The sequence below is a fragment of the Paracoccus sp. SJTW-4 genome (genome assembly GCF_047716885.1).
Classification (GTDB): domain Bacteria; phylum Pseudomonadota; class Alphaproteobacteria; order Rhodobacterales; family Rhodobacteraceae; genus Paracoccus; species Paracoccus solventivorans.
Genome location: NZ_CP136681.1, coordinates 89388 through 112555 on the forward strand (window position 1 = coordinate 89388; position 23168 = coordinate 112555).

General features: G+C 70.9%; 22 protein-coding genes. 13 read left to right on the forward strand and 9 right to left on the reverse strand.

Annotated elements, in window-relative coordinates; genetic code table 11:
- Window positions 1-6 precede the first annotated feature (6 nt).
- From RSP45_RS00430 to thrS, 3 genes are all read right to left on the reverse strand, one after another.
- The gene (locus tag RSP45_RS00430) at window positions 7-1476 is read right to left on the reverse strand and encodes a class I adenylate-forming enzyme family protein (RefSeq protein ID WP_415392798.1); all 1470 of its coding nucleotides are present in this window, start codon (window positions 1474-1476) and stop codon (window positions 7-9) included.
- Between the two features lie 265 nt (window positions 1477-1741).
- A complete protein-coding gene (locus tag RSP45_RS00435; RefSeq protein ID WP_073066676.1) occupies window positions 1742-1948 on the reverse strand; it encodes a cold-shock protein in 207 nt (68 codons plus the stop codon).
- Between the two features lie 424 nt (window positions 1949-2372).
- Window positions 2373-4325 carry a threonine--tRNA ligase gene (gene thrS / locus RSP45_RS00440; RefSeq protein ID WP_415392799.1) on the reverse strand — a complete coding sequence of 651 codons (1953 nt, stop codon included), beginning with the start codon at window positions 4323-4325 and terminating at the stop codon, window positions 2373-2375.
- 148 nt (window positions 4326-4473) lie between these two features.
- Between thrS and RSP45_RS00445 the strand changes: the two genes are divergently transcribed.
- The gene (locus RSP45_RS00445; RefSeq protein ID WP_415392800.1) at window positions 4474-5229 is read left to right on the forward strand and encodes an alpha/beta fold hydrolase; all 756 of its coding nucleotides are present in this window, start codon (window positions 4474-4476) and stop codon (window positions 5227-5229) included.
- Window positions 5230-5236: 7 nt separating this feature from the next.
- Here the strand turns inward: RSP45_RS00445 and RSP45_RS00450 are convergent, their stop codons facing one another.
- The 5 genes from RSP45_RS00450 to RSP45_RS00470 all read right to left on the reverse strand — a co-directional run bounded on the left by RSP45_RS00450 (window position 5237) and on the right by RSP45_RS00470 (window position 11233).
- Complete coding sequence (locus RSP45_RS00450; RefSeq protein ID WP_415392801.1) at window positions 5237-7429, reverse strand: FTR1 family protein; 2193 nt, start codon at window positions 7427-7429, stop codon at window positions 5237-5239.
- Window positions 7426-8976, reverse strand: a complete 1551-nt coding sequence (locus tag RSP45_RS00455) for a multiheme c-type cytochrome (protein ID WP_415392802.1) — start codon at window positions 8974-8976, stop codon at window positions 7426-7428. Before RSP45_RS00455 ends, RSP45_RS00450 begins: the two co-directional genes overlap by 4 nt.
- Window positions 8973-9461: a DUF4405 domain-containing protein gene (locus tag RSP45_RS00460; RefSeq protein ID WP_415392803.1), complete on the reverse strand. Its 489-nt coding sequence runs from the start codon at window positions 9459-9461 to the stop codon at window positions 8973-8975. The genes RSP45_RS00455 and RSP45_RS00460 overlap by 4 nt, the downstream gene beginning before the upstream one ends.
- Window positions 9462-9773: 312 nt before the next feature.
- Window positions 9774-10817, reverse strand: a complete 1044-nt coding sequence (locus RSP45_RS00465; protein WP_415392804.1) for an imelysin family protein — start codon at window positions 10815-10817, stop codon at window positions 9774-9776.
- 92 nt (window positions 10818-10909) lie between these two features.
- A complete protein-coding gene (locus RSP45_RS00470) occupies window positions 10910-11233 on the reverse strand; it encodes a TonB-dependent receptor plug domain-containing protein (protein WP_415392805.1) in 324 nt (107 codons plus the stop codon).
- 198 nt (window positions 11234-11431) lie between these two features.
- Between RSP45_RS00470 and dusA the strand changes: the two genes are divergently transcribed.
- Together dusA and RSP45_RS00480 are read left to right on the forward strand one after the other, a co-directional pair.
- Window positions 11432-12412: a tRNA dihydrouridine(20/20a) synthase DusA gene (dusA, locus tag RSP45_RS00475; RefSeq protein WP_415392806.1), complete on the forward strand. Its 981-nt coding sequence runs from the start codon at window positions 11432-11434 to the stop codon at window positions 12410-12412.
- 407 nt (window positions 12413-12819) lie between these two features.
- The gene (locus RSP45_RS00480) at window positions 12820-13632 is read left to right on the forward strand and encodes a sulfite exporter TauE/SafE family protein (RefSeq protein WP_415392807.1); all 813 of its coding nucleotides are present in this window, start codon (window positions 12820-12822) and stop codon (window positions 13630-13632) included.
- On the opposite strand, the gene mazG is transcribed toward RSP45_RS00480, so the two are convergent.
- Window positions 13629-14435 (reverse strand): nucleoside triphosphate pyrophosphohydrolase, encoded by an 807-nt coding sequence (mazG, locus tag RSP45_RS00485; protein WP_415392808.1) that lies wholly within the window; start codon window positions 14433-14435, stop codon window positions 13629-13631. The two genes, RSP45_RS00480 and mazG, sit on opposite strands and share 4 nt — an antisense overlap.
- A 255-nt stretch (window positions 14436-14690) precedes the next feature.
- On the opposite strand from mazG, the gene yajC reads away from it, so the two are divergent.
- The 10 genes from yajC to ggt all read left to right on the forward strand — a co-directional run bounded on the left by yajC (window position 14691) and on the right by ggt (window position 23096).
- The gene (gene yajC, locus RSP45_RS00490; RefSeq protein WP_415392809.1) at window positions 14691-15029 is read left to right on the forward strand and encodes a preprotein translocase subunit YajC; all 339 of its coding nucleotides are present in this window, start codon (window positions 14691-14693) and stop codon (window positions 15027-15029) included.
- A 15-nt stretch (window positions 15030-15044) separates the two neighbouring features.
- Window positions 15045-16709 carry a protein translocase subunit SecD gene (secD, locus tag RSP45_RS00495; RefSeq protein ID WP_415392810.1) on the forward strand — a complete coding sequence of 555 codons (1665 nt, stop codon included), beginning with the start codon at window positions 15045-15047 and terminating at the stop codon, window positions 16707-16709.
- Between the two features lie 13 nt (window positions 16710-16722).
- Complete coding sequence (gene secF, locus RSP45_RS00500) at window positions 16723-17718, forward strand: protein translocase subunit SecF (protein WP_415392811.1); 996 nt, start codon at window positions 16723-16725, stop codon at window positions 17716-17718.
- Complete coding sequence (locus RSP45_RS00505; protein WP_415392812.1) at window positions 17718-18086, forward strand: Mth938-like domain-containing protein; 369 nt, start codon at window positions 17718-17720, stop codon at window positions 18084-18086. Before secF ends, RSP45_RS00505 begins: the two co-directional genes overlap by 1 nt.
- A 9-nt stretch (window positions 18087-18095) precedes the next feature.
- Window positions 18096-18734 carry a heme ABC exporter ATP-binding protein CcmA gene (gene ccmA, locus RSP45_RS00510; RefSeq protein WP_415392813.1) on the forward strand — a complete coding sequence of 213 codons (639 nt, stop codon included), beginning with the start codon at window positions 18096-18098 and terminating at the stop codon, window positions 18732-18734.
- Window positions 18735-18909: 175 nt separating this feature from the next.
- Window positions 18910-19566, forward strand: coding sequence for a heme exporter protein CcmB (gene ccmB, locus RSP45_RS00515; protein ID WP_073066634.1), 657 nt, complete (start codon window positions 18910-18912; stop codon window positions 19564-19566).
- A gap of 42 nt (window positions 19567-19608) precedes the next feature.
- The gene (locus RSP45_RS00520) at window positions 19609-20334 is read left to right on the forward strand and encodes a heme ABC transporter permease (protein ID WP_415392814.1); all 726 of its coding nucleotides are present in this window, start codon (window positions 19609-19611) and stop codon (window positions 20332-20334) included.
- The gene (gene ccmD / locus RSP45_RS00525) at window positions 20331-20477 is read left to right on the forward strand and encodes a heme exporter protein CcmD (RefSeq protein ID WP_200796444.1); all 147 of its coding nucleotides are present in this window, start codon (window positions 20331-20333) and stop codon (window positions 20475-20477) included. Before RSP45_RS00520 ends, ccmD begins: the two co-directional genes overlap by 4 nt.
- Window positions 20470-21018: a DsbE family thiol:disulfide interchange protein gene (locus tag RSP45_RS00530; protein ID WP_415392815.1), complete on the forward strand. Its 549-nt coding sequence runs from the start codon at window positions 20470-20472 to the stop codon at window positions 21016-21018. The genes ccmD and RSP45_RS00530 overlap by 8 nt, the downstream gene beginning before the upstream one ends.
- Window positions 21019-21284: 266 nt before the next feature.
- The gene (gene ggt, locus RSP45_RS00535) at window positions 21285-23096 is read left to right on the forward strand and encodes a gamma-glutamyltransferase (RefSeq protein WP_415392816.1); all 1812 of its coding nucleotides are present in this window, start codon (window positions 21285-21287) and stop codon (window positions 23094-23096) included.
- Window positions 23097-23168: the final 72 nt, after the last annotated feature.

Genomic DNA, 23168 nt, shown 5'->3' on the forward strand with positions numbered 1-23168 from the left:
CGCGACCTATCCCGGCCGGTGCACCTCGCGCAGCGCGCGGCGGTTGATCTTGCCGGTGGGGGTGCGGGGCAGGGCGTCGATGCGGATGTATTCGCGCGGCTGCTTGTAGCGGGCGAGCGAGGCTTCCGCGGCCTCGCGCATCGCCTGCGCGCTGGCCGGGCCGGTCCAGAACGCGGCGATGATCGAGGCGCCGCTGGCCACCGGCAATTCCGTCACCGCCACGTCGCCCGCGCCGGGGACGGGGGCCAGCGCATCCTCGACCTCTGCCGGGGCAACGCGGTAGCCGCCCGCGTTCATCATGTCGTCGGCGCGGCCGAGGGTGGAAATCGCCCCGTCCGCAGCCGCGACGGCAAGATCGCCGGTCAGGAACCATTCGCCCTGGAACCTGGCTGCGGTTTCCTCGGGCTGGTCGAGATAGCCCAGGAACAGCCCCGGGTCAGAGCGATGGACGGCCAGCACACCCGGCTCGTCCGCCGGCAGCGGCTGGCCCTCGGGCGACAGGATCGCCACCCGCCGCCCGGGCTGCGGATAGCCGGCCGAGCCCTCGGGCGCCGGACGGGCGGGCGAGCCGGAGAGGAAGGTCGAGCATTCCGACATCCCAATCGCCTCGTGCAGGTCGGTGCCGGTGCGGGCCTGCCACGCCCGGCGCAGCTCGGGGTCCAGCCGCTCGCCGGCGGCCAGCCCGTGGCGCAGGTCGGGCAGGGTGGCCCAGTCGGCGCGCAGCATCCGGCGGAACACCCCCGGCGCGGCGGCGATGATGCTGGCGCCGTGGCGCCGCGTGAGCAGCGGGATCTGCTCGATCGCGGTGCCCTCGGCCGGGATCAGCGCGGTGGCGCCAAGGGTCCAGGGGTCCATCAGCCCGGTGCCCAGGGTGAAGGTCCAGTTGAAGGCGCCCGCGTGCAGCAGCCGGTCGCTGGCGCGCAAGCCGTACCAGCCCTCGAACATCATCGCCCGCGCCAGGATCGCCCGATGCGCATGCATCACCGCCCGCGGCCGCCCCGAGGTCCCCGAGGTATAAACGATATAGGCCAGCCGCTCGGGGTCGCCGCGCTGGAAATCCGCCGGGGGCAGGCTCGCCATCGCGGCAAGCTCGGCAGCGGACAGCCGCGGCGTGGCGTCGGCGGGCAGGGGCACGCCCGCGCCTGCGATGACCAGCGCCGGGCGGATGTCGCTGGAAATGCGGGTGATCTCGGCCTCGGTCAGCATCGCCGAGGTGGGAACCGGCACGATGCCCGCGGCGATGCAGGCCAGATAGGCGACGGGAAACGCCGGCTCGTTGCCGATGCGCAGCAGCACCCGCTCGCCCGGCCGCAGCCCGCGCTCGTGCAGCCCGGTGGTCGCGCCCAGCACCGCCGCGCGCAGCCGCGCGTGCGACCAGCGGTCGGCGCGACTGGGCGAGATCACCGCCAGCGCCAGCCGGTCGGGCGTGGCCAGCCCCGCAGTCAGGACATGTTCGGCAAGGTTGAAAGGCGGCATGGCGGAACCGATGCGATCAAAAGGGGAGGGGTGCGGGCGGCGCCCCCAACCTGATCCGCGCCTCTGCATATGTCGGGACTGCAGGCCCGGGGGTGCAGGCTTGGGGTGCAGGAGATCGGCGGTGCAGGGGGGGCTGGCGCGGCCGGCAAGGGCGGATGCGGCGGGACTGCAATGGAAAACGGCCTGCGCTGCCGCAGGCCGTCGCGTCAGGCGGCAGCGCGGGCGCGGCGGCGCCCCGCGGCCGGAAGGCCCTGCGGTTCCGGGATCAGAGCAGTTGCAGATCCGACGCCGAGGCGCGGCCGTCGCGGCCCGACTGCAGCTCGTACTGGATCTTCTGGTTGTCGTTCAGGCCGGTCAACCCCGCCCGCTCGACCGCGGAAATATGGACGAACACGTCCTTGCCGCCATCGTCGGGCGCGATGAAGCCGTAGCCCTTGGTGGCATTGAACCATTTGACGGTGCCGGTCGCCATGACCCTGTCTCCTTCAGTATCCCGGCGGCGAGATTGCCGTCCGGGCCGAGCAGCCCTTTCGCAGTCCGGCTGCCCCGTGAAGGGAGGCGGTAGAAAGTATCGCTCACGCGGATGAGAGGATGAACGATTCGCTCGCAAACGCAAGCGCAGATTTCAAGCGCAACCCCGGGAAGACCGCCCCACGCGCGCTTTTCCGCCGGCGCCGCGCGCCCCAGCCGGGGCCAGCCCCGACCACGGCCGCGACCTCGTTCGCTGAACCAATCCACCGGATTGTTTTCCGGGCGCGCTCAAGCCCCTTGGATCGACCGAAACACAGCTGGAGATTCGGGCGGTCAGAAATATCCTCGGGGGGAGTCGCCGCAGGCGATGGGGGGCAGACAGCCCCCCTGCAACAGCGACGCCTGCGCGGCGCCGGAATCCGCGATCAGCCGCGCAGATCCGGCGGGGTGGCCTCGGCCGCAAGCGCCGCCAGCGCCTCGTCGAACGGCAGCGATTCGGAGCCCTGCCGGTCCAGCCGGCGGATCGAGACGGTCCGCTCGGCAACCTCTTTCATCCCCACCGCCATGATTGCCGGCACCTTGGCGACGGAATGTTCGCGCACCTTGTAGTTGATCTTTTCGTTGCGGGTGTCGGCCTCGGCGCGGATGCCGGCGGCTTTCAGGGCGGCCACCACCTCATGCACGTAATCGTCGGCGTCGGACACGATCGAGGCCACCACCACCTGCCGCGGCGCCAGCCAGAACGGCAGCTTGCCGGTCGAGTTCTCGATCATGATGCCGATGAAGCGCTCGAAACTGCCCAGCACCGCGCGGTGCAGCATGATCGGGCGGTGCTTGGCGCCGTCGGCGCCGACATATTCCGCGCCCAGCCGTTCCGGCAGGTTCGGGTCCACCTGCAGCGTGCCGCATTGCCAGTCGCGGCCGATGGCGTCGCGCAGCACGAACTCCAGCTTCGGGCCATAGAAGGCGCCTTCGCCGGGGAACAGCTCATAGTCATAGCCGGCGGCGCGGCAGGCATTCCCCAGCGCCGCCTCGACCCGGTCCCAGCTCTCGTCGGAACCGATGCGCTTTTCGGGGCGGGTGGACAGCTTGATGCGCCAGCCCTCGAAGCCGAGGTCGGCATAGATCGCGGCCAGGAACTCGATGAACTTCTTGGTTTCCGCCTCGATCTGCTCTTCGGTGCAGAAGATATGCGCGTCGTCCTGGGTGAAGCCGCGCACCCGCATGATCCCGTGCAGCGCGCCCGAGGGCTCATAGCGGTTGCAGGACCCGAACTCGGCCATGCGCAGCGGCAGGTCGCGATAGGATTTCAGCCCGTGGTTGAAGATCTGCACATGGCAGGGGCAGTTCATCGGCTTCAGCGCGTTGACGGTCTTGGTCTTGGCGTGATCCTCGTCGACCTCGACGATGAACATGTTTTCCTGGTAGTTCTCCCAGTGCCCTGATTCTTCCCACAATTTCCGGCTGACCACCTGCGGGGTGTTCACCTCGACATAGCCGCCCGCGCGCTGGCGGCGGCGCATGTAGTCCTGCAGCGTGGTGTAGATGCTCCAGCCGTTGGGGTGCCAGAACACCTGGCCCGGGGCCTCTTCCTGCATGTGGAACAGGTCCATCTCGCGGCCCAGCTTGCGGTGATCGCGCTTGGCGGCCTCTTCCAGCATGGTCATGTGGGCCTTGAGCTCGTCGCGGTTGCGGAAGGCGACGCCATAGATGCGCTGCAGCATCGGCCGGGTGTTGTCGCCCAGCCAGTAGGCGCCGGCGACATGGGTCAGCTTGAAGGCATCGGCCGGCAGCTGCCCGGTATGCTGCAGATGCGGACCGCGGCACAGGTCCTGCCAGTCGCCGTGCCAGTACATCCGCACGTCCTCGCCCGCCGGGATGCGGTGGATCAGCTCGACCTTGAAGGGCTCGCCCGCGGCCTCGTAATGGGCAAGCGCCCGGGCGCGGTCCCAGACCTCGGTGCGCACGGGGTCGCGCGCGGCGATGATCTGCTTCATCCGCGTCTCGATGGCGCCGAGATCGTCGGGGGTAAAAGGCTCCTCGCGGTCGAAGTCGTAGAACCAGCCGAAGTCGCGCACCGGCCCGATGGTGACCTTGACGTCCGGCCACAGCTCCTGCACCGCGCGGGCCATGACGTGGGCGAGATCGTGGCGGATCAGTTCCAGCGCGGGGGCGGCGTCCTTCATCGTGTTGATGGCGATGGCGCCGTTTTCGGTCAGCGGCCAGGCCAGGTCGATGTGGCGTCCGTCCAGCGTGGCGCTGATCGCATTCTTGGCCAGGCTGGGGGCAATGGACGCCGCGACCTGGGCCGCCGTGGTCCCGGCGGGATAGTCGCGGACGCTGCCATCGGGAAAGGTGAGGGAGATCTGGTCGGCCATGTCGGCTCCTCGTCGGTCTGGCGCCCACGGAACGCCCGGTTGCGGGTTATCGGGTTGCTTTGCAGGCTAGGGCGGCTGCTGTCAATGTGGCGAGGGGTTGCTGCGTGGAGACCGGAGCTGCGCGCCCCGGACCCCGCGGGATATTTGGATGATGAAGAAGGAGTTCGGGATGTTTCAGGCGGTGACGGGGCGACTGCTGGCGTTTGAGCGGGTCGAGGGGCAGGGGCCCGGAGTGGTGTTCCTGCACGGGTTCAAGTCGGACATGGGCGGGACCAAGGCCGTCGATCTTCAGGCGTGGTGTAGCGAGCAGGGGCGGGCGATGCTGCGCTTTGACCTGTCCGGCCACGGGCAAAGCGGCGGCGCGGTCGAAGATTTCGGGGTCGGCGACTGGCTCGAGGATGCGCGCGAGCTGATCGATGCGCTGGCGCCGGGGCCGCAGGTGCTGGTCGGTTCGTCGCTGGGCGGCTGGCTGGCGCTGCTGCTGGCGCGCGAGCGGCCCGAGCGGTGGGCGGGGCTGGTCACCATTGCCGCAGCGCCGGATTTCACCCTGCGGATGCAGGGCGAGTTCACCGAGGCCGACCGCGCGGCGCTGGCGCGCGACGGCCATGTCACGAGGCCCAGCGACTATGGCGAGGATTACGTGTTCTCCGAGCGCCTGTTCCGGCAGGGCGCCGAGCACAGCGTCTTTGCCTCGCGGCTGGCGCTGCCGATGCCGGTGCGGTTCCTGCAAGGCACTGCCGATGCGGATGTGCCGATGGCGGATGCGCTGCGGCTGCTGGACCATGCCGAGGGGCCGGATATCCGCCTGACGCTGGTGCGCGGCGCCGACCACCGCTTCAGCGCCCCGGCCGAGCTGGCGCTGATCCGCGACGCGGTGGCCGGGATCTGCGCGGCGGCCGGCTAAGGGACGCTCAGCCGCGCAGCGGGACGGCGGCGCGCAGCCGCCGCCCCAGCACCGGCAGGATCAGGATCACCAGCACCGCCGCCTGCGCCGCCAGTGGCTCGGCGACCGGGAACAGGCCGAACCACAGCTGCAGCCAGTCGCGGTCGGGGAACCACGAAACCGGCGTCGCGCTGATCAGGGCCGCGGTCTGCAAGCCGCGGATGCCGGCGCCGACCAGCATCACCGCCAGCACCGCCAGCAGCACCGAGGTCACCCGGAAGAACACCCCCAGCGGCAGCCGCCGCCCCGAGGCGAGCAGCGCCCAGCCCGCCGCCAGCGCGGCGCCCCCGCCCAGCACCAGCCCGGCCAGCACCGGCAGGGGCGCGGCATCGACCAGCAGCGCCTCGTAGAACAGCACCGTCTCGAACCCCTCGCGGAAGACGACGAGGAAGGCCAGCATCGCCACCGTCCCCGCGGTCAGCCCGGCGGCAAGGCGCTGGCGCAGCCGCGCGACATGGCCGCCGCTGGCGTTGAGGCCGAGCACCATCCAGACCAGCACCACCGCGGCGACCAGCGCGGTGCCGCCCTCGATCGCCTCGCGCGCCAGCGTCGAGATCGAGAATAGCCACCGCGCCCCGGCCCAGAGCGCAAAGCTCGCCGCCAGCGCCAGCACCACGCCGCCGCCGACGGCGCGGCGATAGCGGGCCGGGTCGGCGCCCTCGGCCCGCAGCGCGGCCATCAGCGCGGCGAGGATCAGCACGGCCTCGAGCCCCTCGCGGAACAGGATCGCCGCGGATTGCAGCACTGCGCCGGTGGCTGAGAGCGGCGTCTCGATCTTGGCGCGAGCCTCGGCGAGGTCGGCCTTGATGCCGGCGATCTCGGCCGCCAGCGCGTCGGGGGTGGCGTGATCTGCGACCAGCCGGCCAAGGCCGGGGCGGTTGGCGGTGCCCTCCCAGAACCTTGCCTCGAGCCGCAGCGCCATCGACGGCGCCCGCGGCACCAGCCGCTGCTCGATGTCGGGGTCGAACCAGGCATAGGCCTCGAGCCGCTTCAGCTCGGCCTCGGCCCAGTCGCCCGAGCCCGCGACCAGCGCCAGCTCGTCCAGCGCCGCGGGCAGGGCATCGACCGCCGCGGCATAGCCGCCGGCCGCCACCTCGGCCCCGAAGGCGCCGTCGATCAGCGCCAACGCCTCGTTCACCAGCGGCTCGACGCCGTCGGCCTTGGCGTCCATCACCGCCTTGGTCTCGGCCAGCAGCGCAGCCAGCCGCTCGGCCGCTGCACGGTCGGCCATGCCCGGGGCGAGGTCGCCAAGGATCAGCGCGGCGCGGTCGCGGAACAGCCGCGCCTCGTGATATTCGATCGGCTGGCTGATCTCGCCGTCGCGGACGCCGTCCTTGTATTCCACCCAGACCAGCGCGGTGAAGCGGCGCAAAAGCCGGGCGCGTCGCAGCTGCTCCTCGGGCGAAAGCGCGACCGGGGCATAACCCGAGAGCTGCGCGGCCACCGCGTCCAGCGCCGCCGGGTCGTCGGCGGCGCGGGCGAGGTCGGCATCGATGGCCGCGACGGCCTCGGGTCCCAGCCTCTCGGTCAGGTTGCCCCGCAGATAGGCGACCAGCCCCTCGATGCGGCCGCGGTCGCCGGCATATTGCACCCAGCGCTCGCCGGCGGCGTCCTCGGCCGCGCGGGTCAGCGCCAGCCGCAGTTCCGAGGCGGCGACGGTCAGCAGCTCCGCCTCGACCGCGTCGCGGGCCGCGGCGGGGTCCAGCTGCCCCTCGGACAGCGCCTTGACCGCCAGCACCGCCGCGGTGTCGCCGGAGGCGCGGGCATAGTCGCGGATATTGAGCCAGCCCGAGGCCGCCGCGGCATCGCCCGCCGCCAGCGCCGCCAGCGCATGGTCGCGGGAAGTGGCCATCAGCCGCGCCCAGAGCAGCTGGCGCTGCCGCGCCGCCTCGGGCGCGTCGCCGGCCGCGGCCGCCGCGGCGTGGTCGGCCAGCGCCTGCACTGCATCGCCCGGCCCGAACTCGGCCGCCGCCCCATCCCAGGCCGCGCGCATGGCGCCAAGGCGGGTGGCGATCTCGGCCTCGCGCTCGGGCGTGGCCTGGCGGTAGAGCAGCCGCTCGATCCGCCCGGCTTCGCTGCGCAGCGTCTCGGCCGCGGACCAGGGGGTGTCGGCCAGCGCCGGGCCGGCGAGCAGGCAGAGAAGAAGGACCAGCAGTCTCACCGCGCTTGCTCCGGCAGATCGGCCGTCAGCTCGGCCAGGGTGAAGGACGGCACCGGCAAAGTGCGGCGCAGGTTCTGGTAGATCAGGTCCGGCAGCGCCACCCGGTAATGCAGCTGCGCCGTCAGCCTGAACGGCCCCTTGGCGTCGGCGGGCAGGGGAATGTCGTAGCCCACCAGCTCTTCGCCGCGGGGCGGGATCGGCTTGCGCACCCACTCCACCCGCGCGGTGGCAAAGGTCAGGTGGCCGGTGATCCGCTGGCCCTTGTTGTCGAGGAAATGTTCCAGCCAGGCCACCGCCTGCGGATCCTCGACCCCCAGCCGCTCGGCATCGCCACCCGAGCGGAAGATCTCGGCGCCGGTGGCGTCGGCCACGTGGATTTCCAGCCACATGTGCTTCTGATCGTTGACCCCGGTGGGCAGATTGTGCCCGGCGCCGAGGTTCTGCACCGCAAGCTCGACATGCAGCCCCTCGGCGGTGGCGGTGGTGCCGCGCAGCTCGAGCCCGGCGGCGGTCTTGAGGAACTCGGTCGTCTGCCGCGCCTGTTCGGTCAGCGTCGCCTGGTTGAGCTCGCGGTCCACCCCGGGCAGCAGCCCGCCGCGCAGCACGCTCAGCGTGTCGCCCAGCGAGGTGTCGGCCATCACGTGGTTGGCGCCGATGAAGCGGTGCGAATAGCGCGCGGGCTTGTCCAGCCTGCCTTCGCGCAGCGCCATCACCTGCGCGGCCGGGTCGTCGGCCATGTGGCAGTCCTGGCAGGTGACGCCGTTGCGCGCATACCAGCTGTCGCGCCATTCGACGAAGGTGGACTGCACGTCCTGCCGTGTCTCGGCCCGCGACATCGACAGGTCGTAGGGCTCGGTGTGGCAGGCGCCGCAGATCTCGGACCCGGCGAGCAGCCTGGTCGTGTCGGGCGCGCCGTAGGCGGCCAGATGTGCGCGCGGATCGGCCAGCAGCGCCGCGCCCTGCGGGCCGTCGCGCTCGGCCTCGGCGCGGTCATAGGCCAGCGTCAGGGCGCCGTTGCCTTCGACCGGGTCGGCATGGGTGGCGGTGTGGCAGGCGATGCAGCTGACCCCTTCGGTCAGCGCGTCGGCCGGGGGGACGGCGACATGGCGGGTGACGCGGCCGGCCAGCATCTCGCCCGGGGCGTGGCAGCCCTCGCAGAATCGGCCCTGCTCGGCGCCGTGGCGCAGCAGGTCGACGTTGGCGTCCACGGTGGCTTCATAGATCAGGTCGCGGTCGGCGGCGGCATGCAGCGAGCCGGCCCATTCCTCGAACTCGGTCCGGTGGCAGCTGCCGCATTCGGCCGAGCTTGGCAGCCGCGCGGGGTCGGTCATGCGGCCGGTGGCGCTTTGCATCCGCGAGGGCCAGAACGGGCGGTCCTCGCCATTCTCGTCCGGGCCGAAGGGCAGCGAGTAATAGGGCACCGCCGCCAGCGCCACCCCGGTCGGCTGCGGCGCCGGGGCCAGCGCGGCGTAAAGCCCCAGCCCCGCGGCCGCGGCCAGCGCGGCAAGGGCCAGCGGCCGGATGTGATAGCGAAACTGCGTCTTCATGGCTGCCCCCAGGCCCAGTGGCGCAGGCCGAGATGCAGGACGAACCCGGCCGCCGCCGCCCAGCTGCCCCAGAGATGCAGGAAGGACAGCGCCTCGGTCACCTCGCGCGGCCAGAACCAGACCACGCCGGCGATCCAGGCGCCGACCGGCAGCGCCATGGCGACGCCGGTCGCCAGCACCAGCACGAAGGCGGCCAGCAGCGCCCAGGACAGGATGGTGAAGCCGCGGCGCTGGCTATGCGCCAGCCCGGTCGGCAGGTGCCGCACCAGCCACGGCACCAGCAGGACCAGCAGCACCAGCCCCCCGGCAAGATGCGCCAGCACCACGATCGCGTCCTGCGGCCACAGCCACAGCGCCAGCCCCGATACGAACAGCGCCGCGAACAGCGCCGTCTGGATGCCCGAGCGCAGGTTGCCGCCGCGCGGCGGGGCATGGCTGACCCGGGTGATGGCAAGCGGGGCGGGATGGCGGATGGCTTGTCCCATGATGTCCGTCCTGAAAGCTGCGGGGACGGGCCGGCCGGTCCGCCCCCCAAATCCGAAGCCCCGCGCCGGGGCTGCTGTCCGGCCTCGCGAAGGGGGCCGTATCCACGGCTCGCGCCCGGCAATTGCGCCGTGGTCCGAGGCGCGGGTTGCGGCCCCGCGTCCCGGGGCAGCATCGGCGGGCTGGACCACACTCCGTCCCGCGGCGCCAGTCTGCGCCCCCAGCCTGCGACCCTGCGCCGCGCCTCGGGGCGATCGTCCGACCGGGGTTGCCGGGCCGCGCGGTTGTTCGCAGCCCGCCCGTCCGGCCCGGGATCAGCTCTTGATGTCCACCCCGTGCTTGGCCGCGGCCTGCAGCACCTGCGCGACGATGCGCTCGGCCAGGTCCTGGGCCTCGGCCCCCAGCGCGTCGGCTTCCTCGGGCGAGAACGTGTCGCCCTGTTCCTCGCGGCCGCGGGTGTCGGCGATCAGCGCCAGCAGCTCCTCGAACCCGCCCGAGATCGAGCTGTCGAGCGCCGGGTCGTCGGCCGCCACCACCGGCGAGATCGCCGAGCGGTACATCCGCTCGCAGCCCGACATGATGCCGGTCACGTCGACCAGCCGGCTCTGCGCGACAAAGGCCGCGCTGTCGCCGCCGAGGAATTGCGATTCCTTCCACTCGCCGAAATAGTCGCCGACCGTGGGGGTCATCGTCACCACCGCGGTGAAGGCGTCGTCGCGGTTCGGCTCCCACGCCTTCATGTCGGTTTCCAGCGCGGTCGCCCATTCGACCATGCCGCGGGCGGCGCCAACGGCGAGATTGGCGTCGAACAGCACCTCGCCGCGGCCGGTCTGGCCGTCGCCGTCAAGGTCGGCCGCCTGCTTCACATGCGCCTCGTCGGTGCCCCAGAACAGCGGCTCGGTGATCGAGTGGAACAGGCTGCCGGGGCGTTCCAGCACGGTGCCGTCGGGCAGGGTCAGGTCGTATTCGGCCACATCCTCGGCCTCGGTCCCCGGGTTCCCGGCGTCGAGGATGAGGTCGTATTTCGCGGTCGAGGGGATGCCGGCGACGATGCCCTCGATGGTTTCGTACTGGTTCGAGGCCGCCAGCCAATGCGCGCGCAGGTCCTTGACCGCGGTGGCCAGCTTCGGCCCCTCGGCCTCCCACGCCTTGGCGTAGTCGCCGCCATGGGCGTCGATGATGGCGGCATAGCCCTCGGCGGTGGCCTGCATCCTCTGCGCCTCGGCGATCAGCGCGGCGTTGTGTTCGAGGGTGAAGGCCTTGACCTCGGCCAGGCCCTCGGCCTCGGTCGCGGCCTGCGCGGCGCTGCCAAGGGCGAAAAGCGCGGCCAGCGCGGTCATCGTGCGGATCGCCTGCATGATGGATTCCTTGTGCCGGTCCCGGCGGGTGACGGGACGCTGTGACGGGACGGATTCGGGAGGAAAAAGTAGAGTGATTCGGTTGGTCTTGTCTATAAGAACCGGCGGCGCGGGTTCTTGCAGCTGAGCGGCACAGGCGGCGAAAACTCCGGGATTTCCGCGGCTACGCCGGTTCTGCGGCGATTTGTCCGCCCTGATGCGGGGCGGGGCAGCGGCCGGCTGATGTGCAGCCCGGGCACGTCGCGCAGCAGCGTGGCGACCGAGACCGGCGTGCGGCGCCTGATCTCGTCGGCGGTGATGATGGTGGTCGAGGCCGGGCTCTCGAACGCCTCGACGGGCAGGCCGGTGGCGATCAGGGTGATCGGATCCAGCCGGATCGTGGCCTCGGGGAACTGCGCGGCGCCTATCGCGGGCACGGTGGCGGCCAGAACTCCGGCGGCGTGGAGGACAATTACCTGTCAACCGCCCGGGCGGGGCAACAGGGGTTGGTGGCCGGAGCGTGGCATAGTAAGGACAGGCCCGGCCGGCCCGGCAGTGCGGCCGGGATCATGACAAGGACAAGGGCGGACCGCCGGGACAGCGTTCCCGGACCGGCGGCGCCCGCGGTTTGGAACATGCAGGACCTTGATTCGGCACACAGGCTTTCGGTCGCGCCGATGCTCGACTGGACCGACCGCGCCTGCCGCGGGTTTCACCGCCGGCTCAGCCGCCGGGCGCTGCTGTATACCGAGATGGTGACCGCGCCGGCCGTGATCCACGGCGACCGGGCGCGGCTCTTGGACCACGATGCGGCCGAGCATCCGGTGGCGCTGCAGCTGGGCGGCTCGGACCCGGCCGAGCTGGCCGAGGCGACGCGGATCGCGGGCGACCGCGGCTATGCCGAGATCAACCTGAACGTCGGCTGCCCCAGCGACCGGGTGCAGTCCGGCTGTTTCGGGGCGGTGCTGATGAAGACCCCGGCACTGGTCGCCGAATGCGTGGCCGCGATGCAGGCGGCCAGCCCCGTCGAGGTGACGGTGAAATGCCGCATCGGCGTGGACGACCAGGACCCGGCCGAGGTGCTGCCCGGCTTCCTGTCGGTGCTGGAACAGGCCGGCGTGCGCCGCGTCATCATCCACGCCCGCAAGGCCTGGCTGCAGGGGCTGAGCCCGCGCGAGAACCGCGAGATCCCGCCGCTGGACTATCCGCTGGTCCACGCCATGAAGGCGGCTTTCCCTCGGCTGCGCCTGTCGATCAACGGCGGCATCGGCTCGCTGCCGCAGCTGCGCGAGCATCTGGCGGTGATTGACGGGGTGATGGTCGGGCGCGCCGCCTATCACGAGCCCTGGGCGATCCTGGGGCAGGCGGATGCGCTGTGGGCCGAGACCCCGCCGTTTTCCGACCCGCTCGACGCGGCGCGGGCGATGCGCGGGGTGATCGCCCGCCATCTCGAGCGCGGCGGACGGATGCACCAGATCACCCGCCACATGCTGGGGCTGTTCCACGGCCGCCCCGGGGCGCGGGCCTGGCGGCGGATTCTTTCGGAACGCGGCAGCAGCGGCGGGTTGCCGGATTACGATGCGGCGCTGGCGGCGGTCGAGGGCGACGGAGCGTAGCGCCGCGGCGTTGCGAGCGGGGGTTTTCCACCCCCGCACCCCCGGAGGATATTTTCGGCAAGGAAGAAGTGCCTTCCTGCGGGGGAAGGGCAGGGATGCGGTGGGCGGTTCAGTGAGGTTGGCCCGGGGGGCGTCTGACTGCGGCCAGCGCGAAGGAAAAAATGCCTTTCCGCGGCGGAGGACGGAGGCGCGCGGGCGGTTCGGCGATTTGGCCGCGGGCAATCTGACCGCAGTCGGCGCCACGGAAGAAATGCCTTTCCGCGGCGGAAGCGCGGCGGGCGGTTCGGCGGGGTTTGCCTGCGGCGATCTGACCGCGCGGCCGGCGCGGGGAAGAATACCCGCCCTGCGGTGCTGGCTTTGCCGGGTCGGGCGCGCTATGGCCGCGCGGTCCTGCCTGAGGTTTCCGAATGACCGTGACTGCCCTGTTGCCCTATCTGGCCGCGCTGCTGCTGGCCGGCGGTTTTGCCGGGATTCTGGCCGGGTTGCTGGGGGTCGGCGGCGGCATCGTACTGGTGCCGGCCTTCGTCGCGATCCTGACTGCGGCGGGCTATGGCGGGCCGGACATGATGCAGATCTGCCTCGCGACCTCGCTGGCGACGATCTTCGTCACCTCGATCCGCTCGGTGCTGGCGCATCACCGCAAGGGCGCGGTGGACTGGCAGATCCTGCGGCTCTGGGCGCCCTGGATCATGCTGGGCGCCATGGCCGGCGTCTGGCTGGTGTCGCGGCTGGGGACCCGCGAGCTGCAGCTGATCTTTGCGGTGCTGGTGTTCGTGGTCGCCAGCTACATGCTGTTCAGCCGGGCCGAGTGGCGGCTGGCCGAGACCCCGCCCACGGGCGCGCGCCGGGCCGGGATGGCCGGGACCATCGGGCTGGTCGGCGTGCTGCTGGGGATCGGCGGCGGCTCTCTGGGGGTGCCGATGCTGACCCTGCACGGGCGGCCGATCCACCGCGCGGTGGCGACGGCGGCGGGGTTCGGGGCGGTGATTGCGCTGCCCTCGGTGCTGAGCTTCCTGTTCGTGCCGGCGCGCGCGGCGCCGCCGGGCACCGTCGGTTCGGTCAATCTGCCGATGTTCGGCATCGTGATCGCGATGACGCTGCTGACCGCGCCCTTGGGCGCCACGCTGGCGCATGGGGCGAACCCGCGGCTGCTCAAGCGGCTGTTTGCGCTGTTCCTGATGGCGGTGGCGCTGAACATGCTGCGCAAGGCGCTGTTTTAGGTCTTTTCGCCCGCCTTGGCCGCGTTCCACAGCGCGTCCATTTCATCGAGCGTCGAGTCCTCGGGCCGGCGCCCCTGCACGGCCAGCGCCGATTCGATCGACTGGAAGCGGCGGGTGAACTTGGCGTTGGCGGCGCGCAGGGCTTCCTCGGGGTCGATGTCGAGATGCCGGGCGAGGTTCGCCATCACGAACAGCAGGTCACCGAACTCTTCGGCCAGATGGGCGGGATCGGCGCCGGCCTGCGCCTGCACCAGCTCGGCGGTTTCCTCGGCCAGCTTGTCCAGCACCTGCGCCGGGCCCGGCCAGTCGAAGCCGACCCTTGCGGCGCGGTTCTGCAGCTTGACGGCGCGGGTCAGCGCCGGCAGCCCCAGCGCCACCCCCTCCAGCACTCCGCGCTCGGCGCGGGCGGCGCGTTCCTGCGCCTTGATCGCTTCCCAGTCGCGGACCTGCTGGGCGGCGGATTTGTCGCGCGATTCGTCGCCGAACACATGCGGATGCCGCGCCACCAGCTTGTCCGAGATCGCCCGCGCCACATCGGTGAAATCGAACATCCCCGCCTCGGCGGCCATCTGCGCGTGGAACACCACCTGCAGCAGCAGGTCGCCCAGCTCTCCGGGCAGCTCGTCCCAGGCTTGCCGGGCGATGGCGTCGGCGACTTCATGCGCCTCTTCGATGGTGTAGGGGGCGATCGAGGTGAAATCCTGCTCGATATCCCAGGGGCAGCCGGTCTGCTTGTCGCGCAGCGCCGCCATGATGGCGATCAGGCGCTGGATTTCGGCGGCGACGTCGGAGGTGTGCGGCATGGGGCCCTCGAGGTGTCGGGAAGCTGCGGGGGAAAAAGACACGAGGGCCGCGGGAAAGTCCATCGCGCTTGCCCGGCGCGGCGGATGCCGGGATCGTGAACTTGCAAGGCGGGAAACCCCGGCCCGGGCGCGACGTACCGGGGTACCGGGGTTTCTGGACAAGCGGGGGGCACGCGACTAGGTTCTGCGCCAATCTTCCGGGCGGTCTGTCGCGCCCGGCTTTCGACTGGCAACCTGCACAAGGACCCGCGCCCCATGCTGATCACCCCTGCCTTTGCCCAGGCTGCGGCTCCCGCCGCCGGCGGCGGCGCCGCATTCGCCCAGTTCATCCCGCTGATCCTGGTCTTCGCGATCATGTATTTCCTGATCATGCGGCCGCAGCAGAAGAAGATGTCCCAGCACCGCGCCATGGTCGCGGCGCTGAAAAAGGGCGACAACGTCATCACCCAGGGCGGCATCTTCGGCAAGGTCCTTGCCGTGCGCGACGACGAGGTGGATGTCGAGATCGCCCAGGGCGTGCGCATCCGCGTGGTCCGTTCGACCATCGCGCAGGTGGTGGACCGGACCGGCGCCCCTGTCGCCGCCAACGGCTGAGCAGGCGGGCCGCGCATGGTTCAGATCTCTGCCTGGAAACGCATCGTCATTGTCGGGCTGATCCTGCTGGGACTGCTCTATGCGATGCCCAACCTGTTCTATCAGCGGGTCGAGTCGCATAACGACGCCGTGGTCGCGGCCGAGCGCGCCGGGTTCGAGACCCCGGAACAGGCCGCCGCCCGCAGCCTGTGGCCCGGCTGGCTGCCCTCGTCGCTGGTCAGCCTGGGGCTGGACCTGCGCGGCGGCGCGCATCTGCTGGGCGAGGTCAACACCGCCGAGGTCTATGCCTCGCGCATGACGGCGCTGTGGCCGGAACTGCGCGACGCGCTGGCCGAACAACGCGACGTGATCGGGCCGGTGCGCCGGGTCAAGGGCCCGGCCGACCAGTTGCTGGTCGAGATCGGCAACCCCGACCAGATGGCCCGCGCGGTGGAAATCGCGCGCAAGCTGGCCGCGCCGGTGACCTCGCTGACCGGGGCAGGGGCCTCGACGCTGGACATCACCGCGCAGGGCAGCACGCTGGTCGTGCAGCTTTCGGCCGCCGAAAAGGCCGCCACCGACGACCGCACCATCCAGCAGTCGCTGGAGATCGTGCGCCGCCGCGTCGACGAGGTCGGCACCCGCGAACCCACCATCCAGCGGCAGGGCAAGGACCGCATCCTGATCCAGGTGCCGGGCATCGGCTCGGCCGAGGAGCTCAAGGCGCTGATCGGCACCACCGCGAAACTGACCTTCAACCCGGTGATCGGGCGGGGCACCGACCCCAACGCCTCGCCGGGGCTGGGCAATATCATCGTGCCCGCCATGGACGAGCCCGGGGTCTACTACACCCTGGCCGAGGCCCCGGTGGTCACCGGCGAGGACCTGACCGACGCCCGTCCCAGTTTCGACCAGAACGGCGCGCCGGCGGTGGATTTCCGCTTTGGCCCGCAGGGCGCGCGGCGGTTCGGGGCCTATACCTCGGCCAATGTCGGGCAGCCCTTTGCCATCGTGCTGGACAACCAGGTGATCTCGGCCCCCGTGATCCGGCAGGCGATCACCACCGGCTCGGGGCAGATCTCGGGCGCGATGGATGTGGCGGAATCGAACCAGCTGGCGGTGCTGCTGCGCGCCGGCGCCCTACCGGCCGAGATGACCTTCCTGGAAGAACGCACCATCGGCCCCGAACTGGGGCAGGATTCGATCGACGCCGGGCGCAAGTCCGCGATCATCGCCACGGTGCTGGTCGTCGGCTACATGATCGCCAGCTACGGGCTGTTCGGGGTGTTCGCCTCGGTCGCGGTCATCACCAACGTGATCCTGATCCTGTCGATCATGTCGGCGATGGGGGCCACGCTGACCCTACCGGGGATCGCCGGCATCGTGCTGACCGTGGGCACCGCGGTCGATGCCAACGTCATCATCTATGAACGCATCCGCGAGGAACTGCGCGCCGGCAAGACCGTGGTCAAGGCGATCAACGACGGCTTCGGCGAGGCGATGAGCGCGATCATCGACGCCAACCTGACCACCTTCATCGCCGCGCTGGTGATGTTCTTCCTGGGGTCGGGGCCGGTCAAGGGCTTTGCGGTGACGCTGACCATCGGGCTGATCACCTCGGTCTTCACGGCGATCTATTTCACCCGGCTGATGATCGTGATGTGGCTGGAATGGCGCAAGCCCAAGACGCTGATTCTGTAAGGGGACGACCGACATGGCATTCCGTCTGAAACTCGTCCCCGACGAAACCCACATCGACTTCTTCCGCTGGCGCTGGCTGACCAACGGGATCTCGGTGGTGGCGATGATCGCGTCGGTGATCCTTGTCATGGTGATGGGGCTGAACTTCGGCATCGACTTCAAGGGCGGGACCACGATCCGCACCGAAAGCTCGAACGCCTTCGAGGTGTCCGAGTATCGCGAGGCGCTGAGCGGGCTGAACCTGTCCGACCTGTCGATCACCGAGGTCTTCGACCCGGGCTTCGGCCCCGACCGCCACGTCGCCCAGATCCGCATCGGCACCGAGAACGAGACCGGCTCGGTCACCCCCGACGAGCTGAACCGGATCGAGTCGGCGCTGAAGGAGGTCGATCCGCAGGTGACTTTTGCCTCGGTCGAATCGGTGGGGCCCAAGGTCTCGGGCGAGCTGATCAAGACCGCCTTCTATGCGGTCGGCGCCGCGGCCTTCGGGATCCTGCTGTATATCTGGCTGCGCTTCGAATGGCAGTTCGCGGTCGGGGCGGTGGTGGCCCTGATCCACGACGTGCTGCTGACGGTCGGCATCTTCGCGGCGTTCCAGATCCGCTTCGACCTGTCCACCATCGCGGCGCTGCTGACCATCCTGGGCTATTCGGTCAACGACACGGTGGTGGTGTTCGACCGGCTGCGGGAAAACCTGGTCAAGTTCAAGACCATGCCGCTGATCGACGTGATGAACCTGACGGTGAACGAAACCCTGTCGCGCACGGTGATGACCGGCGTCACCACCGCGCTGGCGCTGGGGGCGATGCTGATCTGGGGCGGCGACGTGATCCGCGGCTTTGTCTTCGCGATGTTCTGGGGCGTCGGCGTCGGGATCTATTCCACCGTCTACCTGGCCAAGAACATCGTGCTGTCGCTGGGCGTGCGCCGTGACTGGGACAAGCCCGTCCGCGGCGAGAAGAAGGAACTGGACGAGCTGTCCGGCACGCCCTTCCAGGACGCGCCCTGATGGCGGAAATGCAGGACACCGACTATGGCGGCGCGACCCCGGTCGACGGCTATGGGCCGGGGTTCTTCCGTGCCGGTGGCCAGGTCCATCGCAGCGCGCTGATCGTCACCGCCGAGGGGGTTCAGCCTTGGGGCGGGCTTGACGATACCGCGGCGCTGCTGGCGCTGGCCGGTCAGGTGGACGTGCTGTTCCTGGGGCTGGGCGGGCAGGTCGCGCACCCGCCCCGGGCGCTGGTGCAGACGCTCGAGGCCGCCGGGATCGGGGTCGAGCCGATGACCAGCCCCACCGCCGCGCGCTGCTACAACGTCACCCTGGCCGAGGGGCGGCGCGTGGCCTGTGCGCTGATCCCGGTCGAGCCGCTCGCGTAGGGGCGGGCGGTGGCGCCGCTGCTGCAGGTCCAGGGCCTGGCCGTGTCGCGCGGCGGGCGCCGCGCGGTCGAGGGGGTGGATTTCACCCTGTCTTCCGGGCAGGCGCTGATCCTGCGCGGTCCCAACGGCATCGGCAAGACCACGCTTTTGCGCACCGTCGCCGGGCTGCAACCCGCCGCCGCCGGCCGGGTCGAGGCCGACCCCGACGCCATCGCCTATGCGGCCCATGCCGACGGGCTCAAGGCCGCGCTGACCGTGACCGAGAATCTCGAGTTCTGGCGGCTGGTGTTCGGCGGCCCCCCCATCGCCGCCGCGATCGAGGCGATGGACCTGGCCGCGCTGGTCCAGCGCCCGGCGGCGATGCTGTCGGCCGGGCAGAAGCGCCGGCTGGGGCTGGCGCGGCTGCTGGTCACCGGCCGCAAGGTCTGGGTGCTGGACGAGCCCACCGTTTCGCTCGACGCGGGCTCGGTGGCGCTGTTCGCGGATGCGGTGCGCCGGCATCTGGCGGGCGGCGGCGCGGCGCTGATGGCGACCCACATCGACCTCGGCCTGCCCGAGGCGCAGGTGCTGGACCTCGGCCCCTTCCGCGCCGCGGGCGAGCCGGTCCGCACCCGCGCCCCGGCCAGTTTCGACGAGGCGTTCGGATGAGGGCGGTTGTGCTGGCGTCGCCGTTGCAGCGGGGGTTTTGCACCCCCGCACCCCCGCAGGATATTTATGAACCGCCCGAAAGGGGGCTGGAGGGGCGTGGGATGTCCTGCGCGTCTGCCGAACCGCTCTCTGGATGCCCTCGGGATGGTCATGCAGCAGCTGAAGGGAGCCGCGCATGATCGCCCTGCTCATGCGCGACTTGCGGCTGGCCACGCGGGCGGGCGGGGGATTCGGGCTGGGGCTCGCGTTCTTCCTGATCGTCTGCACGCTGGTGCCGTTCGGCGTCGGCCCGCAGGGCGGCACGCTGGCGCTGATCGCGCCGGGGATCCTGTGGGTGGGGGCGTTGCTGGCCTGCCTGCTGTCGCTCGACCGCATCTTTGCGCTGGACTGGGAGGACGGCAGCCTCGACCTGCTGGCCACCGCGCCGCTGCCGCTGGAAGGCGCGGTGCTGGTCAAGGCCGCCGCGCATTGGATCACCACCGGCCTGCCGCTGGTCGCCGCCGCGCCGGTGTTCGGCATCCTGCTGCACCTGCCCGGCGCCGCGCAGCCATGGCTGGTGGCGGCCTTGGCTTTGGGGACCCCGGCGTTGTCGATGCTGGGCGCCTTCGGCGCCGCGCTGACCGTGGGGCTGCGCCGCGGCGGGCTGCTGATGTCGCTGCTGGTGCTGCCGCTTTACGTGCCGACGCTGATCTTCGGGGCCGAGGCGGTGCGCCGCGGCGCCGCCGGCGGCGACGGCACCACGCCGCTGGTGCTGCTGGCTGGGATCACCATGGCGGTGCTGGCGGCGATACCTTTCGCCGCAGCCGGTGCCCTGCGGGTCAACTTGCGGTAAGGGGGCTTCACGCCACCCCGACGCCAAGCTAGAGAGCACGCCATGTCGATCTGGGAATACGCCAACCCCGTCAAGTTCATGCGCGTCTCGGGCGCCGCGCTGCCGTGGATTGCCGCGGCGGCGGCGATCAGCCTGCCCGCCGGGCTGGTCTGGGGCTGGATGACGCCCGAGGACTACAAGCAGGGCTCGACCGTCAAGATCATGTTCCTGCATGTGCCCGCCGCGATGATGGCGATCAACATCTGGGTGATGATGCTGGCGGCCTCGCTGATCTGGCTGATCCGCCGCCACCATGTCAGCGCGCTGGCCGCCCGGGCTGCTGCGCCCATCGGCGCGGTGATGACGCTGGTGGCGCTGGTCACCGGCGCGGTCTGGGGGCAGCCGATGTGGGGCACCTGGTGGGAATGGGACCCGCGGCTGACCTCGTTCCTGATCCTGTTCCTGTTCTACCTGGGCTACATGGCGCTGTGGGGCGCGATCGAGAACCCTGACAGCGCCGCCGACCTGACCGGGGTGCTGTGCCTGGTCGGTTCGGTCTTTGCGCTGCTGTCGCGCTATGCGGTGAACTTCTGGAACCAGGGGCTGCACCAGGGGGCCTCGCTGTCCATCGCCCCGGGCGAGCGGATGAGCGCGGTCTACAAATATCCGCTGTATCTGTGCATGCTGGGATTCTTCCTGCTGTTCCTGACGCTGCTGCTGGTGCGCACCCGGACCGAGATCCGCCGCCGCCGCACCGCCGCTCTGCTGGCCCGAGAGGTGCGCGCATGATGATCGAGCTTGGCCGCTACGCCGTGCCGGTGCTGACCGCCTGGGGGATTTCCGCGGTGCTGATCGTCGGGCTGATCGTGCAGACGCTGGCTGCCAGCGCCCGCGCCCGCCGCGCGCTGGAGGAGGTCGAGCGCCGTGGCTAGGATTTCACCGCTTGCATTCATCCCGCCGGTGATCTTTGCCGGGCTGGCCGCAATGTTCATGTGGGGCATGGGCCGCGACGATCCCAATGCGCTGCCCTCGACCCTGATCGGGCAACCGGCGCCGCCGGTGTCGGGGACCACGCTGCCCGGCAAGACCCAGCTGACCGACGCCGACCTGCGCGGCAACGGCGTGGTGCTGGTCAATTTCTGGGCCAGCTGGTGCCCGCCCTGCCGGGCCGAGCATCCCACCCTGACCGCGCTGGCCGCTGAAGAGGGCGTGACCGTGGTCGGCATCGACCTCAAGGACCCGGAACCCGCGGCGCTGCGCTTTCTGGCCGAGCATGGCGATCCTTTCGCCAGGCTTGCCACCGACCCGTCAGGGCGCACCGCGATCGAATGGGGCGTGACCGCGCCCCCGGAAACCTTCATCCTCGACAACGAGGGCCGCGTGCTGCACCGCCACGCCGGGCCGCTGGTGCGCGAGGACTACACCAATCGCTTCCGCCCCGAGCTGGACAAGGCGCTGGCCGCGGATCGGTAAGAAGGGGGCTTTGCCCCCGTCCCTTCGGGACTCCCCCAGGATATTTAGCAACCGCCCGAAGCGCATGAGTTTCGGGCGGTTTTTAAGTATCCGCGGAGCTGGCGAACGCCCGGAAAACGATCCGGGGGACCGTGTTCCCTGAGCCCGGGGCCGAGCCCGAAAGGCCGCAGGCCGCGCGGGGGCAGACAGCCCCGTCCGACATTTCCCGTTGAACGCGAGGGGGGTGCGGGCCACTCTGCCAGCAGGAGTTGCAAGGGGAGGGGACCATGACACGACACGGACCGATGCTGCTGGCGCTGCTGCTGGGCAGCGTGCAGATGGCCGCGGCGCAGCAGGCGACCGATGCGATCGCGCCCGAGGCCGAGACCGCGCCCGCCGTGCAGGCGGATGCATTTGGCCCGTTGGGCGAGGCGGCGCGCGCCGCGCTGGCCGCCAAGGCCGAGGGACGCGCGGTTGCCGGCAAGGACTGGATGGTCGCCGCCGCGCATCCGCTGGCGGTCGAGGCCGGCGCCCGCGTTCTGGAACAGGGCGGCAGTGCCGCCGATGCGATGATCGCGGTGCAGGCGGTGCTGGGGCTGGTCGAGCCGCAAAGCTCGGGCCTCGGCGGCGGCGCGTTCCTGGTCTGGTATGACGCGGCGACGGGGGCGCTGACCACGCTCGACGGGCGCGAGACCGCGCCGCGCGACGCCACGCCGACGCTGTTCCTTGGCCCCGATGGCCAGCCGATGGCGTTCATGGAGGCGGTGGTCGGCGGCCGCTCGGTCGGCACCCCCGGCACCCCGGCCTTGCTGGAAGAGGCCCATCGCCGCTGGGGCCGGATGAGCTGGGCCGGGCTGTTCGACGACCCGATCCGGCTGGCCGAGCTGGGCTTTATCGTCTCGCCCCGTCTGGCCGAGCTGGTCGCGGCCGAGGGTGAGGCGCTGCGCGGCGACCCGGCCACCAGCGCGTATTTCTTTCCCGGAGGGCAGCCGGTCGCGGCCGGGCAGGTGCTGACCAACCAGCCTTACGCCGACACGCTGCGGGTGCTGGCCCGGCAGGGCGCGGACGGGTTCTATCGCGGCCCTATCGCCGAAAGCATCGCCGCCACGGTGCGCGGCGCCACCGGCAATCCGGGGCTGCTGTCCACCGCCGACCTGGCCGCCTATCGGGTGATCGAGCGTCCGGCGGTCTGTGTCGAATACCGCGCGCATGACATCTGCGGGATGGGGCCGCCGTCCTCGGGCGGGCTGACGGTGGGGCAAATCCTGGGGATGCTGGGCGGCTATGACCTTGCCGCGCTGGGGGCGGAAAGCCCGGAAAGCTGGCGGCTGATCGGCGATGCCTCGCGGCTGGCCTTTGCCGACCGCGAACGCTACATGGCCGACCCCGATCATGTGCCGGTGCCGACCGCGGGGCTGGTGGACCCCGCCTATCTGGCCGAGCGCGGCAAGCTGCTGGCCGGCGACGACAGCCTGCCCGAGGTCACCGCCGGCGCGCCGGGCTGGACCCATGCCGCGCTGTGGGGGCAGGACGAATCGCTGGAGCTGCCCTCGACCACGCATATCTCGATCGTGGACAGCCACGGCAACGCGCTGTCGATGACCACCACCATCGAAAACGGTTTCGGCGCGCGGCTGATGACGGGCGGCTTCCTGCTGAACAACGAGCTGACGGATTTTTCCTTCCGCACCCATGACGACGCGGGCGCGGTGATCGCCAATGCGCTGGCGCCGGGCAAGCGGCCGCGGTCCTCGATGGCGCCGACCATCGTGATGAAGGACGGCAAGCCCGCGATGGTGGTGGGCTCCCCCGGCGGCAGCCGCATTATCGGCTATGTCGCCCGTGCCATCATCGCGCAGCTCGACTGGGGCATGGACCCGCAGCAGGCGGTGGCGGCGCCCAATATCCTCAACCGCTTCGGCAAGATGGAGGTCGAGCCGGGCCGTGCCCCTGAACTGGCCGCCGAGCTGGCGACGCTGGGGTTCGAGATCGACGAGGAGAGCGCCCAGACCTCGGGGCTGCAATCCATCGTGATCACGCCCGACGGGTTGCAGGGCGGCGCCGACCCGCGGCGCGAAGGGATCGCCATCGGCGGCTGAGACCCGCTCCATCGGCGGCTGAGCCGCCCGGCCACACAACAAACTCGCAACGAAAAACCCCGGCCGCTGCGG

Bases quoted from the DNA above. Each gene is read 5' to 3' on its own strand.
- RSP45_RS00430 (WP_415392798.1), bottom strand. From the start codon at position 1,476: ATGCCGCCTTTCAACCTTGCCGAACATGTCCTGACTGCGGGGCTGGCC.
- RSP45_RS00435 (WP_073066676.1), bottom strand. From the start codon at position 1,948: ATGGCGACCGGCACCGTCAAATGGTTCAATGCCACCAAGGGCTACGGC.
- thrS (WP_415392799.1), bottom strand. From the start codon at position 4,325: ATGGCCGACCAGATCTCCCTCACCTTTCCCGATGGCAGCGTCCGCGAC.
- RSP45_RS00445 (WP_415392800.1), top strand. From the start codon at position 4,474: ATGATGAAGAAGGAGTTCGGGATGTTTCAGGCGGTGACGGGGCGACTG.
- RSP45_RS00455 (WP_415392802.1), bottom strand. From the start codon at position 8,976: ATGAAGACGCAGTTTCGCTATCACATCCGGCCGCTGGCCCTTGCCGCG.
- RSP45_RS00460 (WP_415392803.1), bottom strand. From the start codon at position 9,461: ATGGGACAAGCCATCCGCCATCCCGCCCCGCTTGCCATCACCCGGGTC.
- RSP45_RS00465 (WP_415392804.1), bottom strand. From the start codon at position 10,817: ATGCAGGCGATCCGCACGATGACCGCGCTGGCCGCGCTTTTCGCCCTT.
- dusA (WP_415392806.1), top strand. From the start codon at position 11,432: ATGCAGGACCTTGATTCGGCACACAGGCTTTCGGTCGCGCCGATGCTC.
- RSP45_RS00480 (WP_415392807.1), top strand. From the start codon at position 12,820: ATGACCGTGACTGCCCTGTTGCCCTATCTGGCCGCGCTGCTGCTGGCC.
- mazG (WP_415392808.1), bottom strand. From the start codon at position 14,435: ATGCCGCACACCTCCGACGTCGCCGCCGAAATCCAGCGCCTGATCGCC.
- yajC (WP_415392809.1), top strand. From the start codon at position 14,691: ATGCTGATCACCCCTGCCTTTGCCCAGGCTGCGGCTCCCGCCGCCGGC.
- secD (WP_415392810.1), top strand. From the start codon at position 15,045: ATGGTTCAGATCTCTGCCTGGAAACGCATCGTCATTGTCGGGCTGATC.
- secF (WP_415392811.1), top strand. From the start codon at position 16,723: ATGGCATTCCGTCTGAAACTCGTCCCCGACGAAACCCACATCGACTTC.
- RSP45_RS00505 (WP_415392812.1), top strand. From the start codon at position 17,718: ATGGCGGAAATGCAGGACACCGACTATGGCGGCGCGACCCCGGTCGAC.
- ccmB (WP_073066634.1), top strand. From the start codon at position 18,910: ATGATCGCCCTGCTCATGCGCGACTTGCGGCTGGCCACGCGGGCGGGC.
- RSP45_RS00520 (WP_415392814.1), top strand. From the start codon at position 19,609: ATGTCGATCTGGGAATACGCCAACCCCGTCAAGTTCATGCGCGTCTCG.
- ccmD (WP_200796444.1), top strand. From the start codon at position 20,331: ATGATGATCGAGCTTGGCCGCTACGCCGTGCCGGTGCTGACCGCCTGG.
- ggt (WP_415392816.1), top strand. From the start codon at position 21,285: ATGACACGACACGGACCGATGCTGCTGGCGCTGCTGCTGGGCAGCGTG.